Genomic DNA, 15,405 nt, shown 5'->3' on the forward strand with positions numbered 1-15,405 from the left:
GCGCACGCCCGCACCCCCCACCGAGCGTCGACGAGGAGGATTACCGCATGCGTGAGACGGAAACCGAGGCCGGTGCCGATTCCGGGTCCACCGGGAAGCGCCCCCTGGGCGTGGGCATGGTCGGCTACGCCTTCATGGGCGCCGCCCACTCACAGGGCTGGCGCACCGTGGGGCGCGTCTTCGACCTGCCGGTACGGCCGGTGCTCTCGGCCGTCTGCGGCCGTGACGGCGGCGCCGTGCGCGCCGCCGCCGACCGGCTCGGCTGGGCCGCCGCCGAGACGGACTGGCGCGCCCTGATCGCCCGGGACGACGTCGACCTCGTCGACATCTGCACGCCCGGCGACAGCCATGCGGAGATCGCCCTCGCCGCCCTGGAGGCGGGCAAGCACGTGCTGTGCGAGAAGCCCCTGGCCAACACCGTCGAGGAGGCCGAGGCGATGGCCGAGGCCGCCGAACGGGCCCGCGCCCGGGGCCAGGTGGCCATGGTCGGCTTCAACTATCGCCGGGTCCCCGCCCTCGCGCTCGCCCGGCGGATGGTCGCCGGGGGGCGCCTCGGGGCGCTGCGGCACGTGCGCCTGACCTACCTTCAGGACTGGCTCGTCGACGCGTCGTTCCCGCTCACGTGGCGACTGCGCAAGGACCGTGCGGGGTCCGGGGCGCTCGGCGACCTGGGCGCGCACATCGTCGACCTCGCGCAGTACCTGGTGGGGGAGCCGGTGGCCGGGGTGTCGGCGCTCACCGAGACGTTCGTACGGGAACGGCCGCTGCTTGAGGGCGCGTCCAGCGGACTCACCGCGGAGGGCGGCAGTCGGCTCGGGACGGTCACCGTCGACGACGCCGCCGTCTTCACGGCACGGTTCCCGTCCGGCGCGCTCGCCTCCTTCGAGGCGACGCGCTTCGCCGCGGGCCGCAAGAACGCGCTGCGGCTCGAAATCAACGGCTCCGAGGGCTCGTTGGCCTTCGACCTGGAGCGCCTGAACGAGCTCTCCTTCCACGACCACACCGAGCCCGCCGCGTCGTCCGGGTTCCGCCGCATCCTGGTGACCGAGCCCGACCATCCGTACGTGGACGCCTGGTGGCCGCCGGGTCACGGCCTCGGCTACGAGCACACCTTCGTGCACCAGGCCCGCGACCTGCTGCAGGCCATCGCCACTGGGGCGCGGCCCGAACCGTCCTTCGCCGACGGCCTGTCCGTGCAGCGGGTGCTCGCCGCGGTGGAGGAGAGCGCGGCGAAGAACTCCGTGTACACGCTGATCCCCGCCTGAGGAGGCCCCGCCATGCCCCGTAGGTTCACGCTCTTCACCGGCCAGTGGGCCGACCTGCCGCTCGAAGAGGTCTGCTCCCTCGCCCGCGACTTCGGCTACGACGGCCTCGAACTCGCCTGCTGGGGAGACCACTTCGAGGTCGACAAGGCGCTCGCCGACCCCACATACCTGGACGGGCGGCACGCGCTGCTCGACAAGTACGGGCTCAAATGCTGGGCGATCTCCAACCACCTGGTCGGCCAGGCCGTCTGCGACGCGATCATCGACGAGCGGCACCGGGCGATCCTGCCCGCCCGCATCTGGGGCGACGGCGAGGCGGAAGGGGTGCGGCAGCGGGCCGCCGCCGAGATCAAGGACACGGCGCGGGCTGCCGCCGCCTTCGGCGTCGACACGGTCGTCGGTTTCACGGGTTCCTCGATCTGGCACCTGGTCGCGATGTTCCCGCCGGCTCCCGAGTCGATGATCGAGCGCGGGTACGAGGACTTCGCCGAGCGCTGGAACCCGATTCTCGACGTCTTCGACGCGGAGGGCGTGCGGTTCGCCCACGAGGTGCACCCCTCGGAAATCGCTTACGACTACTGGACCACGCACAAGGCCCTGGCAGCCGTCGGTCACCGCCCCGCCTTCGGGCTGAACTTCGACCCGTCGCACTTCGTGTGGCAGGACCTCGACCCGGTCGGGTTCCTCTACGACTTCCGCGACCGCATCTACCACGTCGACTGCAAGGAGGCCCGGCGGCGTCTGGACGGCCGCAACGGCCGCCTCGGCTCGCACCTCCCGTGGGGCGACCCGCGGCGCGGCTGGGACTTCGTGTCGGCGGGCCACGGGGACGTCCCCTGGGAGGACGTCTTCCGGATGCTGCGCTCCATCGCGTACGACGGGCCCGTCTCCGTCGAGTGGGAGGACGCGGGCATGGACCGGCTGCAGGGCGCGCCGGAGGCGCTGACGCGCCTGAAGGCGTTCGACTTCGAGGCCCCGAGCGCGTCCTTCGACGCGGCGTTCGGCGGCTCGGACCGTACCGACTGACCAGAGCGGTTCCACGTTCCGGACCGATCTGGCCCCTTGCCACGTTTGTCCATTGACAGGAAAAAGTTCAACTTCCGTCGTGCACAAGGGCTTTCCGCCCGGGACAAACGTGGCTACCGTCCTTGAGGTGTTCAGGACATGACTCGTCCGGGGTGACGGCGCACCCCGGCGCACGGCGCACACACCCCGTACGACCGTCTTCCCACCCGGAGGAACCCCGTGCACAGGAAACGCCCGAGACTCCGCACCACCCTCGCCCTGCTCACCGGCACCGTACTCACCGGTGCCTCCCTGACCCTCGCCGTGCCGAACGCCGGTGCCGTCCCGGCCGACCCGCCCGCGAGGGCCGCCGCCCCCGCAGCCGAGGACTTCCAGCAGGTCACCCTCGCCAAGGGCGCGGCGGAGACGGGCGAGCCGATGACGCTGGCCGTGCTCCCCGACCGCTCGGTCCTGCACACCTCGCGCGACGGCACCCTCCGCCTCACGGACGCCGCGGGCAACACGAGGATCGCCGGAAAGATACCGGTCTACACGCACGACGAAGAGGGCCTCCAGGGCATCGGCATCGACCCGAAGTTCAAGGACAACCGCGCGATCTACCTCTACTACGCGCCGCCGCTCGACACCCCCGCGGGCGACGCCCCGGAGAACGGCACCGCCGAGGACTTCAAGAAGTTCGACGGCGTGAACCGCCTCTCCCGCTTCGTCCTCAGGGCCGACGGCACCCTCGACAACGCCAGCGAGAAGAAGATCCTCGACGTCCCCGCGAGCCGCGGCATCTGCTGCCACGTGGGCGGCGACATCGACTTCGACAAGGACGGCAACCTCTACCTGTCGACCGGCGACGACTCCAACCCCTTCGCCTCGGACGGCTTCACGCCCATCGACGAGCGCGCGAACCGCAACCCCGCCTTCGACGCGCGGCGCAGCGCGGGCAACACCAACGACCTGCGCGGCAAGATCCTCCGCGTCAAGGTCGCCGACGACGGCTCCTACACGATCCCGGACGGCAACCTCTTCGCCAAGGGCACCGAGAAGACCCGCCCCGAGATCTACGCGATGGGCTTCCGCAACCCCTTCCGCATGAGCGTCGACAAGCCGACCGGCATCGTCTACGTCGGTGACTACGGTCCCGACGCCGGCGCGGCCGACCCCAAGCGCGGCCCCGCGGGACAGGTCGAGTTCGCCCGCGTCACCAAGCCCGGCAACTTCGGCTGGCCGTTCTGCACCGGCAAGAACGACCCCTACGTCGACTACGACTTCGCCACCGGCACCTCCGGCGCCGCCTTCGACTGCAAGGCCCCGAAGAACGACTCGCCGCACAACACCGGCCTGACCGATCTGCCGCCCGCGCAGGAGGCCTGGATTCCGTACGACGGCGGCTCCGTGCCCGAGCTCGGCAGCGGCTCCGAGTCACCGATGGGCGGCCCCGTCTACCGCTACGACGCGGCGAACACCTCCCCGGTGAAGTTCCCCGAGGCGTACGACGGCGACTTCTTCGCGGGCGAGTTCGGCCGCCGCTGGATCAAGCGCATCGAGCAGGGCGCGGACGGCACGGTCTCGAAGATCAACCCGTTCCCGTGGACCGGCACCCAGGTCATGGACATGGAGTTCGGCCCCGACGGCGCCCTCTACGTCCTCGACTACGGCACCGCCTGGTTCGGCGGCGACGAGAACTCCGGCCTCTACCGCATCGAGAACGCCACCGACGGCCACTCACCGGTCGCCGAGGCCACCGCGTCGAAGACGAGCGGCCAGGCGCCGCTGCGCACCAAGTTCACCGCCAAGGCCACGGACGCCGACGGCGGGACGCTGACCTACGCATGGGACTTCGGCGACGGCGGCAAGTCGACGCAGCAGAACCCCACGTACACGTACAAGAAGAACGGCGTCTACACCGCCACCGTGACCGTGAAGGACTCCACCGGACGCACCGGCTCGGCCAGCGCGCACATCACCGTCGGCAACACCGCTCCCAAGGTGACCCTGGAACTCCCCGGTGACGGCCAGCTGTTCACCTTCGGCGACAAGGTGCCCTTCAAGGTGAAGGTGACCGACCCCGAGGACGGCCCGATCGACTGCGCCAAGGTCAAGGTCACGCACATTCTCGGCCACGACAGCCACGGCCACCCCGTCACCTCGGCCAACGGCTGCGAGGGCACCATCCAGACCTCCGCCGACGGCGAGCACGACCCGAACGCCAACATCTTCGGGGTGTTCGACGCCGAGTACACCGACAAGGGCGCGAACGGCCAGCCCGCGCTGACCACCCATGACCAGAACGTCGTCCAGCCCAAGCACCGCCAGGGCGAGCACTTCAACGACTCCAAGGGCGTCTCCGTCGTCAACCACACCCCGGCGCACGGCGGCAAGACCGTCGGCAACATCCACAACGGCGACTGGGTCTCCTTCAAGCCGTACATCCTCGGCAACGCCACCAAGCTGACCGCACGCGTCGCGTCGGCCGGATCCGGGGGCACGCTGGAGGTGCGCAGCGGATCCGTCGGCGGCCGGCTCCTCGGCACCGCGAAGGTCGCGCCGACCGGCGGCTGGGAGACGTACGTCGACGTCAGCACGGCGATCAGCAAGCCCCCGACGAAGACCACGACGCTCTTCCTGGTCTTCAAGGGCAAGGGCTCCGGAGCGCTGTACGACGTGGACGACTTCACCTTCACGACGCGCTCCACGACGAGTTCCTCGACGCGCTCCTCGACGAGCTGAGAGGGGTCAGCACATGCGCGCATCCCTACGGCTGGCCACCGCGACGGCCGCAGCCGCCGTGCTCATCGGCTGTGTGTCGGGCCCGGCGGCCTCCAAGCCCGAGCCGCCGGAGACGGTGGGGGTGAAGGCAGGGGACAGGGTCCTCGTCTTCTCCAGGACCGCCGGCTTCCGCCACGACTCGATCCCCACCGGCGTCGCCACCGTCAAGGAACTCGGCGCCGCGAACGGCTTCACCGTCGACGCCACCGAGGACGCGGGAGCCTTCACGGCCAAGAACCTGGCGCGGTACGACGCCGTGGTGTGGCTCTCGACGACCGGTGACGTCCTGAACGCCGCCCAGCAGACGGCGTTCGAGCGGTACATCCGCGGCGGCGGCGCCTACGTCGGCGTGCACGCCGCGGCCGACACCGAGTACGACTGGCCCTTCTACGGCGGGCTCGCGGGCGCCTACTTCCAGTCCCACCCCGCGATCCAGCCCGCGAAGGTCCACGTCGAGGACCACGCGCACCCGGCCACCGCTCACCTCGGCACGGCCGGCTGGAACCGTACCGACGAGTGGTACAACTACCGCGCCAACCCCCGCGACCGGGCCCGCGTGCTCGCCTCCCTCGACGAGTCGTCGTACACGGGCGGCACGATGTCCGGAGACCACCCCATCGCCTGGTGCCAGAGCTACGAGGGCGGCCGCTCCTTCTACACGGGCGGCGGTCACACCAAGGAATCCTGGGCCGAACCCGCCTTCCGGCAGCACCTGGTCGGCGGCATCCGCTGGGCCGTCGGCGCGGCCCAAGCCGACTGCCGGCCGGAGAAGGGCTACACCCCCATCTTCGACGGCACCGCCTCCTCGCTGGAGGGCTGGAAACAGGCGGGACCCGGTTCCCTTCAGCTCAACGAGGACGACGGCACGCTCAAGACCGTCGGCGGCATGGGCATGCTCTGGTACGACCGGCGGGAACTCGGCTCCTACTCCCTCAAGCTCGACTGGCGGATGCGGGGCGACGACAACTCGGGCATCTTTGTGGGCTTCCCGCCCTCCGACGACCCCTGGTCGGCCGTGAACAACGGCTACGAGATCCAGATCGACGCCACGGACGTCCCCGAGAAGACCACGGGCTCCGTCTACGGCTTCCGCTCCGCCGACCTGAAGAAGCGCGACCGGGCCCTGAACCCGCCGGGGGAGTGGAACACGTACGAGATCCGCGTCGAAGGGGAACGCCTCCGCGTCTACCTCAACGGAGTCAAGATCAACGACTTCACCAACACCGACCCCGCCCGCAGCCTGCGCCAGGGCCACATCGGCATCCAGAACCACGGCGACGCCGACGAGGTCACCTTCCGCGACATCCGCCTGAAGGACCTGCCGACGAAGAGCCGTCCGGGCAAGGGCGGCCCGCGGGAAGCCCGTTCAGGACATGACGGCCTGGGAAAGGCCCGGCCGGGGAAGGCTGTGCCGATGAGTGAGGTGACGGCACACGTGACGGCACATGCACCGGCACACGTGTCGGCACACCACTCCGACCCACCCGCCCCGACGACCGGTTCGGGCGCGGGTCGCTAGACGGCGGCGGGCGGAGGACGCCGGACCTCCGCCCGCCGTCTTGCACCGCACTCACGTTCCGCGAGCTCAAAGAACCGCGTCCCGAGCTCTTGAGTCATGCAGGAGGCAGCCGTGTCCACATCCGCGACCTCACCATCTACGCCCTCCACTCCGCCCCCCGGGACCCCGCCCGCCGGTCCCGTCGGCGTGTGGCTGATCGGGGCACGCGGCTCGGTCGCGACCACGGCCGTCGCGGGCTGCGCGGCGATCACCGCCGGCCTCCACGCACCCACCGGCATGGTGACCGAGACCGGCCCCTTCATGGACCGCGGCCTGCCAACGTTGTCGTCGCTCGTCTTCGGCGGCCACGACACGACCAGCTGCCCTCTGCCCAAACGCGCCGAGGAACTCGCCGCGGGAGGCGTCCTGCCCCACGGCCTGCCCTCGGCGGTGCGCGCCGAACTCGCCACCGCGGACGCCGAGATACGTCCCGGTGGCCCGCAACCTGGCGACACCCGCACAGACGAGGAACTCATCGACGCCTTCGCCGCCGACATCCGCGATTTCGTGCGTCGCCGGGGACTGGCCCGCACCGTGGTGATCAACGTCGCCTCGACCGAACCGCTCCCCGCGGACGGCGTCGAACGGCTCCCCGCCAGCTCCCTCTACGCGGCCGCCGCCCTGCGCGCGGGCTGCCCCTACGTGAACTTCACCCCCTCCACGGGTCTGCACCACCCGCGCCTCGCCGACGCGGCCCGCACCTCCGGCCTCCCCTGCGCCGGCCGCGACGGCAAGACCGGCCAGACCCTGCTGCGCTCCGTACTCGGCCCGATGTTCGCGCAACGCGCCCTCGCCGTACGCGCCTGGTCCGGCACGAACCTCCTCGGCGGCGGTGACGGCGCCGCCCTCGCCGACCCCGCGGCCGCAGCCGCGAAGAACGCGGGCAAGGAACGCGTCCTCGCCGACACGCTGGGCTCCGCCCCCGAGGGCGAGGTCCACATCGACGACGTCCCGTCCCTCGGCGACTGGAAGACGGCCTGGGACCACATCGCCTTCGACGGCTTCCTCGGCACGCGCATGGTCCTCCAGACCACCTGGCAGGGCTGCGACTCGGCACTCGCCGCCCCCCTCATCCTGGACCTGGCCCGCCTGACGTCCCGCGCCCACGAACGCGGCCTCTCCGGTCCCCTCCTCGCCCTCGCCTTCTACTTCAAGGACCCGGACGACGGCGCCCCGGCGGCCCTGGGCGAGCAGTACGCCGCCCTGCTGGACTTCGCGGAGCGGCTGGGGGGCGATCCCGCCGACGGCCCGGCGGCCGGTGAGGCCTCGTGAGCGCCGTGGCCACGCGGCGTGCCTGGGCCGAACTCCTCCGCCTGCCCGCCCTCTTCACCGTCCCCGGCGACGCCCTCGCCGGAGCGGCGGCGACCGGTCTGCGTCCCGGCCACCGCACTCTCCTCGCCATCGGTTCCTCCCTCTGCCTGTACGAGGCCGGCATGGCCCTCAATGACTGGGCCGACCGCGCCGAAGACGCCGTCGAACGCCCCGAACGTCCCCTTCCCTCCGGCCGCATCGCCCCGCCCGCGGCCCTCACCGCCGCCGCCGCCCTCACCGCCGCGGGCCTCGCCCTCGCCTCCCGCGCGGGCCGCCCGGCTCTCGTCGTGGCGGGTGCGCTGGCCGGCACCGTGTGGGCGTACGACCTCGGCCTGAAGCACACCCCCGCCGGACCGGCAGCCATGGCCACCGCGCGCGGCCTCGACCTGCTCCTCGGCGCGACCGCCACGGCAGGCCCCGACCGCGGCCCGCGCGCCCCGGCCACCGCCGCCGCCCCCTCGGCTGCGGCCCTCGCCGCCCACACCCTGGCCGTCACCGCCGTCTCCCGCCGCGAGGCGCAGGGCGGCTCCTCGACCGCGCCCTTGGCCGCGCTGGCGACGACGGCGACCCTGACCACCCTGATCGGCACCACACGCCGCGCCCCCGTGGGCGGACGCGTGCGCCGACGAGGCAGGCCAGGCCTACGGGCGGGGGCGGGCCTCGTCGGCAGACCGGACCTCCGGAACGCTGCCGACACCGCCCGCCGAGCCCTCCCCGGCGCCCTCGCCCTCGCCTACGCAGGAACCACCGCCAAGCCCCTCTTCCACGCCGCCCTCAACCCGTCGCCTCCCCTCACCCAGCGCGCCGTCGGCGGCGGCATCCGCGCCATGATCCCGCTCCAGGCCGCCCTGGCCGCCCGCACCGGCGCCCCCGTCACCGCCCTCCTGACCGCCGCCCTCGCCCCCGCCGCCCGCCGGTTCGCACGAAAGGTCAGCGTCACATGAGCGGAACGGAAGACGCGCGCCCCATGACAGGACCGACCCCGCACGGCCACCGCGCCCGGCTCCGTTACGGCTACGGGACCAACGGGCTCACCGATCTCCGGCTCGACGACGCCCTCGGGCTTCTCGCCGACCTCGGCTACGCCGGTGTCGGCCTGACCCTCGACCACATGCACCTCGACCCCCTCGCCCCCGATCTCGCCGCCCGCACCCGCCACGTGGCCGAGCGGCTCGAACGGCTCGGCCTCGGCGTCACCGTCGAGACCGGCGCCCGCTACGTCCTCGACCCGCGACGCAAGCACGGGCCCTCCCTCCTCGACCCCGACCCGGAACGGCGCGCCGAACGCGGACGTCTGCTGATCCGCGCCGTCCAGGTCGCCACCGACCTGGGCGCCCACGCCGTGCACTGCTTCAGCGGCATCACCCCGGCGGACACCCCGGCAGGCACCGCGTGGCGACGCCTCACCGACGCACTCGCACCCGTACTCGACGCCGCCTCCGCCGCCGGTGTCCCGCTCGCGGTCGAGCCCGAACCCGGCCACCTCCTCTCCTCGCTCGCCGACTTCCACCACCTGCGAAGGAAACTCGGCGACCCCCACCCCGAACTCCTCGGCCTCACCCTCGACATCGGCCACTGCCAGTGCCTCGAACCCCTCTCTCCCGCGGACTGCGTACGCGCCGCCGCCCCCTGGCTACGGCACGTCCAGATCGAGGACATGCGCCGCGGAGTCCACGAGCACCTGCCCTTCGGCGGCGGAGAGATCGACTTCCCGTCCGTCCTCGAAGCGCTGGCCACCGTCGGCTACCGGGGGCTGACCGTCGTCGAGCTGCCCCGCCACTCCCACGCGGGCCCCGACCTCGCCGCCCGCTCCATCGACTTCCTGCGCCGGGCGGAGGCCGAGATCCCCGCCCCCGCCCTGGCCGCCGCCCCTGCCGAAGGAGGTACCCCGTGACCGGCACCTCCGAGATCATCTCCCTCCGTACCCGCCTCGAGACCGGCCTCGGCGGAGCCGCCCGCGCCTGGCTCGATCAGGCCACCGCCGAAGCCGCCGCCCACCGGGAGCGACTCGAACGGGCGGAGCCTGGGCCCACCGCCACGTGGGAACTGCGGTTCGCCGAGGCCGGACGCCGCTGCGGTCCCGACCACGCCGACGCCGCCCGCATCCTGCTCCTGCACGCCGCGCACCCGACCCCGGTCACCCTCGCCCGCATCTACGCCCAGGGCACCGCCGCCGAACGCCGGGCCGTCCTGCGGGCACTGCCCCACCTGGTGCCGGGGCCCGACGCGCTGCCGCTGGTCGAGGACGCCCTGCGCACCAACGACACGAGCCTCGTCGCCGCCGCCGTCGGCCCCTACGCCGCCGCGCACCTCCCTGCGCACGACTGGCGGCACGCCGTCCTCAAGTGCCTGTTCACCGGCGTCCCGCTGGACGCCGTCGCCGACCTGCCGAGGCGCGCCAGCGGCGACGCGGAACTCGCCCGGATGCTCGGCGACTACGCGACGGAGCGGTCCGCGGCCGGCCGCCCCGTCCCCGGCGACCTGCACCGGGCCATGGAACTGACGGAGCCGACTGCCCCCGAGTCCCCCTCGGCCCCCGTGGGGCCCCTCAACGGCGAGGAGCAGGAGTCCTGATGCGTATCTTCGACCCCCACATCCACATGACGTCCCGCACCACCGACGACTACCAGGCGATGTATGCCGCGGGCGTCCGCGCCGTCGTGGAACCCGCCTTCTGGCTCGGCCAACCCCGCACGTCCCCCGCCTCCTTCTACGACTACTTCGACTCCCTCCTCGGCTGGGAACCCTTCCGCGCGGCGCAGTACGGCATCGCCCACCACTGCACGATCGCCCTCAACCCGAAGGAGGCCAACGACCCCCGCTGCACCCCCGTCCTCGACGAACTGCCCCGCTATCTCGTCAAGGACAACGTCGTCGCCGTCGGAGAGATCGGCTACGACTCCATGACGCCCGCCGAGGACACCGCGCTCGCCACCCAGCTGCAGCTCGCCGCCGACCACGAACTGCCCGCGCTCGTGCACACCCCGCACCGCGACAAGCTCGCGGGCCTGCGCCGCACCATCGACGTGATCCGCGAGTCCGCCCTGCCCCTCGGCCGTGTCCTGATCGACCACCTCAACGAGACCACCGTCAAGGAGGCCAAGGACAGCGGCTGCTGGCTGGGCTTCTCCGTCTATCCCGACACCAAGATGGACGAGGACCGGATGGTCGCGATCCTGCGCGACTTCGGACCCGACCGGGTGCTCATCAACTCCGCCGCCGACTGGGGCAGGAGCGACCCCCTCAAGACCCGCAAGGTCGCCGACGCCATGCTGGCCTCCGGATACGACGAGGACGACATCGACCTCGTGCTGTGGCGCAACCCCGTGGAGTTCTACGGGCTCAGCGGCCGGCTCCAGCTCGACGTGCGCGAACCGGGCACCGCCACCCACGAAGGCAACTCCATCCTGCGCGGCGGGGCGTGACCCATGCGCTTCCGGCACCCCGACGGCTCGACCGTCCACCTCGCGTACTGCACCAACGTCCACCCGGCCGAAACCCTCGACGGAGTGCTCGCCCAGCTCCGCGACCACTGCGAGCCCGTGCGCAAGAAGCTCGGCAGGGACCGCATCGGCATCGGCCTGTGGCTCGCCAAGGACGCCGCCCGCGCCCTCGTCACCGACCCCGCGGCCCTGCGGGGCCTGCGCACCGAACTCGACCGTCGCGGACTCGAAGTCGTGACCCTCAACGGCTTTCCCTATGAGGGCTTCGGCGCGGAACAGGTCAAATACCGCGTGTACAAGCCGGACTGGACCGACCCGGAACGCCTCGGCCACACCACCGAACTGGCCAGACTCCTCGCCGCCCTCCTCCCCGACGACGTCACCGAAGGCACCATCTCCACCCTTCCGCTCGCCTGGCGCACCCCCTTCGACCCCCCGCGCGCAGAGGCCGCCCGCACGGCCCTCACCGTCCTTGCCCAGCGCCTCGACGCCCTCACCGAACTGACGGGCCGCTCCATCCGCATCGGCCTCGAACCGGAGCCCGGCTGCACCGTCGAGACGACCGCCGACGCCATCGCCCCGCTCACCGCCGTCGGCCACGACCGCATCGGCGTCTGTGTCGACACCTGCCACCTCGCCACCTCCTTCGAAGACCCGCAGACCGCCCTCGACGCCCTCACCGCCGCAGGCGTCCCTGTCGTCAAATCGCAGCTGTCCGCCGCACTCCACGCCGAACACCCCCACCTCCCCGCCGTACGCGAAGCCCTCGCGGCCTTCGACGAACCCCGCTTCCTCCACCAGACCCGCACCCTGACCGGCGCCGGCCTGCGCGGCACCGACGACCTCGGCGAAGCACTCGCCACCGACGTGCTGCCCGACACGGCACCCTGGCGCGCCCACTTCCACGTCCCCCTCCACGCGGCCCCCGCCGCACCCCTCACCTCCACGCTCCCCGTCCTCCAGGACGTCCTGACCCGACTCGTCGGCGGGCCCGCCCCCCTCACCCGCCATCTCGAGGTCGAGACCTACACCTGGCAGGCCCTCCCGCCCGCGCTGCGCCCCCGCGGCCGTCCCCAGCTCGCCGAGGGCATCGCCGCGGAGCTCTCCCTCGCCCGCGACCTCCTGACCGACCTCGGCCTCAAGGAACTCCCATGACTCCGACCCCCTTGCTGGTGCTCGATGTCGTCGGCCTCACCCCGCGCCTCCTCGACCACATGCCGCGCCTCAAAGCGCTCGGCCAGTCCGGGTCCAGGGCACCGCTCGGCACCGTCCTGCCCGCCGTCACCTGCGCCGCCCAGTCCACCTTCCTCACCGGCACCACACCCGCCGAGCACGGCATCGTCGGCAACGGCTGGTACTTCCGCGAACTCGGCGACGTACTCCTGTGGCGTCAGCACAACGGCCTCGTGGCCGGCGACAAACTGTGGGACGCGGCCCGCCGCGCGCACCCCGGCTACACCGTCGCCAACATCTGCTGGTGGTACGCCATGGGCGCCGACACCGACTTCACCGTCACCCCCCGTCCCGTCTACTACGCCGACGGCCGCAAGGAACCCGACTGCTACACCCGGCCCCCGGCCCTTCACGACGAACTCACCGACCGGCTCGGCACGTTCCCCCTCTTCCACTTCTGGGGACCCGGCGCCGACATCGTGTCCAGCCGCTGGATCGTGGACGCCACCCGGCACATCATCGACACCCGCCACCCCGACCTCGCCCTGTGCTACCTCCCTCACCTCGACTACGACCTGCAGCGCTTCGGTCCCGACGACCCGCGCTCCTTCCGCGCCGCCGCCGAGCTCGACGCGACCGTGGCACCGCTCCTGGACGACGCCAAGGCTGAGGGCAGAACCGTCGTCGCACTGTCCGAGTACGGCATCACCCGGGTGAACCGGCCCGTCGACATCAACCGCGTCCTGCGCCGTGCCGGCCTCCTTGAGGTGCACACCCAGGACGGCATGGAGTACCTCGACCCGATGGCCTCCCGTGCCTTCGCCGTCGCCGACCACCAGATCGCCCACGTCTACGTCCGACGCCCGGAGGACCTCGAAGCGACCCGAGCCGCCCTGGAAGGCGTCCCCGGCATCGAGCAGCTCCTCGACGACGAGGGCAAGAAGGACCACCACCTGGACCATCCGCGCTCCGGCGAACTCGTCGCCGTCGCGGAGCCGGACGCCTGGTTCACGTACTACTACTGGCTCGACGACGCCCGCGCGCCCGACTTCGCGCAGCTCGTCGAGATCCACCGCAAACCCGGCTACGACCCCGTCGAGCTCTTCATGGACCCCCAGGACCCGTACGTCCGCGTCAAGGCCGCGGGCGCGCTGGCCCGCAAGAAACTCGGCATGCGCTACCGCATGGCGGTCGTGCCCCTGGACCCGTCACCTATTCGCGGCAGCCATGGCCGCCTCCCCACGAGCGAGGACGAAAGTCCGCTCATCCTGTGCTCCACCCCCCGTGCCGTCAGCGGTCGCGTAGCGGCCACCGACGTGAAATCGCTCCTGCTCGATCTCGCGGGTCTGCGGTGACACCCACCGGCCCGCACCGCTGAATCTGCTTGATCTCCACTGAACCAGACAGTTCGGGCCCTGCCATCAGGGCCCGACCCTCAGCGATCCCTGATCCGTCCTTCGAACCCATCCCGGACACCACGCGCCCTGAGGCCACCGAGGAGAACCGCATGAGCCGCAAGCCCACCACCACCGACCCCGAGCTCACCCACAGACTCAGCCGACGCGGCATGCTCGGGGTGGCCGCAGGAGCCAGTGCTGCGGCGCTCGTCGGGGCGGCCGCATCCACCGCCTCGGCGACTCCGGCCGCCTCGGCGACCCCCGACTCCGCCGCCGCGGGCAAGGGCCGCGGGCGTCCCGTCCTGCCGCCCGGCCGCCTCGGCATCCAGCTCTACAGCCTGCGCGACAAGGTCGGCTCCGTCGGCTTCGCACCCGTCTTCGCCGAGCTGGAGAAGTACGGATACGACGAGATCGAATTCGCCGGATACACCCAGGGCTCCGCGGGTGCCATCACCCTCGCCCAGCTCAAGCGGCTCGCCCGCGACCACGGCCTGAACCCCATCGGCTCTCACGTCGGCTACTACGACAACAACAACCCCAACGCGTACACCTTCGCGCAGAACCTCACCAAGGTCCTCGACGACGCGGAGGCCCTCGGTCTGAAGCACATAGGCACCGCTTCCGGTCCCTTCCGGTACGGCACCACCGTCGACGCCTGGAAGCGTGCGGCGGAGGACTTCAACACGTACGGCGAAGCGGCTCGCAAGCGCGGCATGAAGTTCTACCAGCACAACCACGCCGAGGAGTTCTCCTTCGCCACCGACAAGCCGAAGGTCCGGCTCTACGACGTGCTCCTCGCGGAGACCGACCCCGACTTCGTGTATCTGGAGATGGACATCTACTGGGCGTTCAGCGCCCAGTTCCGCTTCGGCAAGCGCGCCGACGGCACTCCCGCGCCCTTCCACCCGCTCGACTACGTACTGAAGCAGCCCCACCGCTATCCCCTGTTCCACGTCAAGGACGGCATCCGTGACGAGACCACGCGGGACGGCTACCGCATGACCGATGTCGGCGACGGCGACATCGACTACAAGAAGTTCCTGTCGAAGGTGACGGCACGTACCCACCACGGCAAGCGTTACCACCACTGGCAGACCGAGCACGACAACCCGGTCGAGTCCTACGCCTTCGCCCGCAAGTCCAGCGAGCACCTGCACTCGCTGCGCGGCCGCTGCGGCGACTGACCGCACACCCTGGAAGGGCCCTCCCGCCGACGGCCGGAGGGCTCCGCCGAAGTCCGGCACCGGTAGTCCTGTCGTCACTCTCGGTGAGGCGGTCGGTGGGCGGATACGCAGGTGAAAGGCACTCCGAAACCTTGGTATTGTTGTCCATGTCGCCGCGGGGAACACCCCGCGAGGCGGCAGACACCTAGTCCGGGTGGCGGAATGGCAGACGCGCTAGCTTGAGGTGCTAGTGCCCTTTATCGGGCGTGGGGGTTCAAGTCCCCCCTCGGACACAGAGCAGTACAGTAG

Annotated in this window: 12 protein-coding genes and 1 tRNA gene; all 13 read left to right on the top strand. The window is 71.7% G+C overall.

Annotation, left to right across the window (positions count from 1 at the left end; genetic code table 11):
• The first annotated feature begins 47 nt into the window (after nt 1-47).
• A complete protein-coding gene (locus DEJ47_RS32350; protein WP_150174265.1) occupies nt 48-1,265 on the top strand; it encodes a Gfo/Idh/MocA family protein in 1,218 nt (405 codons plus the stop codon).
• A gap of 12 nt (nt 1,266-1,277) precedes the next feature.
• On the top strand, nt 1,278-2,291 hold the full coding sequence (locus DEJ47_RS32355) for a sugar phosphate isomerase/epimerase family protein (protein ID WP_150174267.1): 1,014 nt from the start codon (nt 1,278-1,280) through the stop codon (nt 2,289-2,291).
• Between the two features lie 219 nt (nt 2,292-2,510).
• Nucleotides 2,511-5,012: a PQQ-dependent sugar dehydrogenase gene (locus DEJ47_RS32360; RefSeq protein ID WP_150174269.1), complete on the top strand. Its 2,502-nt coding sequence runs from the start codon at nt 2,511-2,513 to the stop codon at nt 5,010-5,012.
• A 13-nt stretch (nt 5,013-5,025) separates the two neighbouring features.
• Nucleotides 5,026-6,570 (top strand): ThuA domain-containing protein, encoded by a 1,545-nt coding sequence (locus tag DEJ47_RS32365; protein ID WP_223828574.1) that lies wholly within the window; start codon nt 5,026-5,028, stop codon nt 6,568-6,570.
• Nucleotides 6,571-6,666: 96 nt separating this feature from the next.
• Nucleotides 6,667-7,881: an inositol-3-phosphate synthase gene (locus tag DEJ47_RS32370; protein ID WP_150174271.1), complete on the top strand. Its 1,215-nt coding sequence runs from the start codon at nt 6,667-6,669 to the stop codon at nt 7,879-7,881.
• Nucleotides 7,878-8,864, top strand: coding sequence for an SCO3242 family prenyltransferase (locus DEJ47_RS32375; RefSeq protein WP_150174273.1), 987 nt, complete (start codon nt 7,878-7,880; stop codon nt 8,862-8,864). The genes DEJ47_RS32370 and DEJ47_RS32375 overlap by 4 nt, the downstream gene beginning before the upstream one ends.
• 23 nt (nt 8,865-8,887) lie before the next feature.
• Nucleotides 8,888-9,814 (top strand): sugar phosphate isomerase/epimerase family protein, encoded by a 927-nt coding sequence (locus tag DEJ47_RS32380; protein ID WP_150176017.1) that lies wholly within the window; start codon nt 8,888-8,890, stop codon nt 9,812-9,814.
• Nucleotides 9,811-10,494: an EboA domain-containing protein gene (locus DEJ47_RS32385; RefSeq protein ID WP_150174274.1), complete on the top strand. Its 684-nt coding sequence runs from the start codon at nt 9,811-9,813 to the stop codon at nt 10,492-10,494. Before DEJ47_RS32380 ends, DEJ47_RS32385 begins: the two co-directional genes overlap by 4 nt.
• Nucleotides 10,494-11,345, top strand: a complete 852-nt coding sequence (locus tag DEJ47_RS32390; protein WP_150174276.1) for a TatD family hydrolase — start codon at nt 10,494-10,496, stop codon at nt 11,343-11,345. Before DEJ47_RS32385 ends, DEJ47_RS32390 begins: the two co-directional genes overlap by 1 nt.
• Before the next feature lie 3 nt (nt 11,346-11,348).
• Nucleotides 11,349-12,518 carry a metabolite traffic protein EboE gene (eboE, locus tag DEJ47_RS32395; RefSeq protein ID WP_150174278.1) on the top strand — a complete coding sequence of 390 codons (1,170 nt, stop codon included), beginning with the start codon at nt 11,349-11,351 and terminating at the stop codon, nt 12,516-12,518.
• A complete protein-coding gene (locus DEJ47_RS32400) occupies nt 12,515-13,891 on the top strand; it encodes a nucleotide pyrophosphatase/phosphodiesterase family protein (RefSeq protein WP_150174281.1) in 1,377 nt (458 codons plus the stop codon). Before eboE ends, DEJ47_RS32400 begins: the two co-directional genes overlap by 4 nt.
• A gap of 152 nt (nt 13,892-14,043) precedes the next feature.
• Nucleotides 14,044-15,117 carry a sugar phosphate isomerase/epimerase family protein gene (locus DEJ47_RS32405; protein WP_150174283.1) on the top strand — a complete coding sequence of 358 codons (1,074 nt, stop codon included), beginning with the start codon at nt 14,044-14,046 and terminating at the stop codon, nt 15,115-15,117.
• A gap of 187 nt (nt 15,118-15,304) precedes the next feature.
• Nucleotides 15,305-15,389 (top strand) — tRNA-Leu (locus DEJ47_RS32410).
• The last annotated feature ends 16 nt before the right edge of the window (nt 15,390-15,405 follow it).

Source organism: Streptomyces venezuelae (genome assembly GCF_008642355.1).
Classification (GTDB): domain Bacteria; phylum Actinomycetota; class Actinomycetes; order Streptomycetales; family Streptomycetaceae; genus Streptomyces; species Streptomyces venezuelae_B.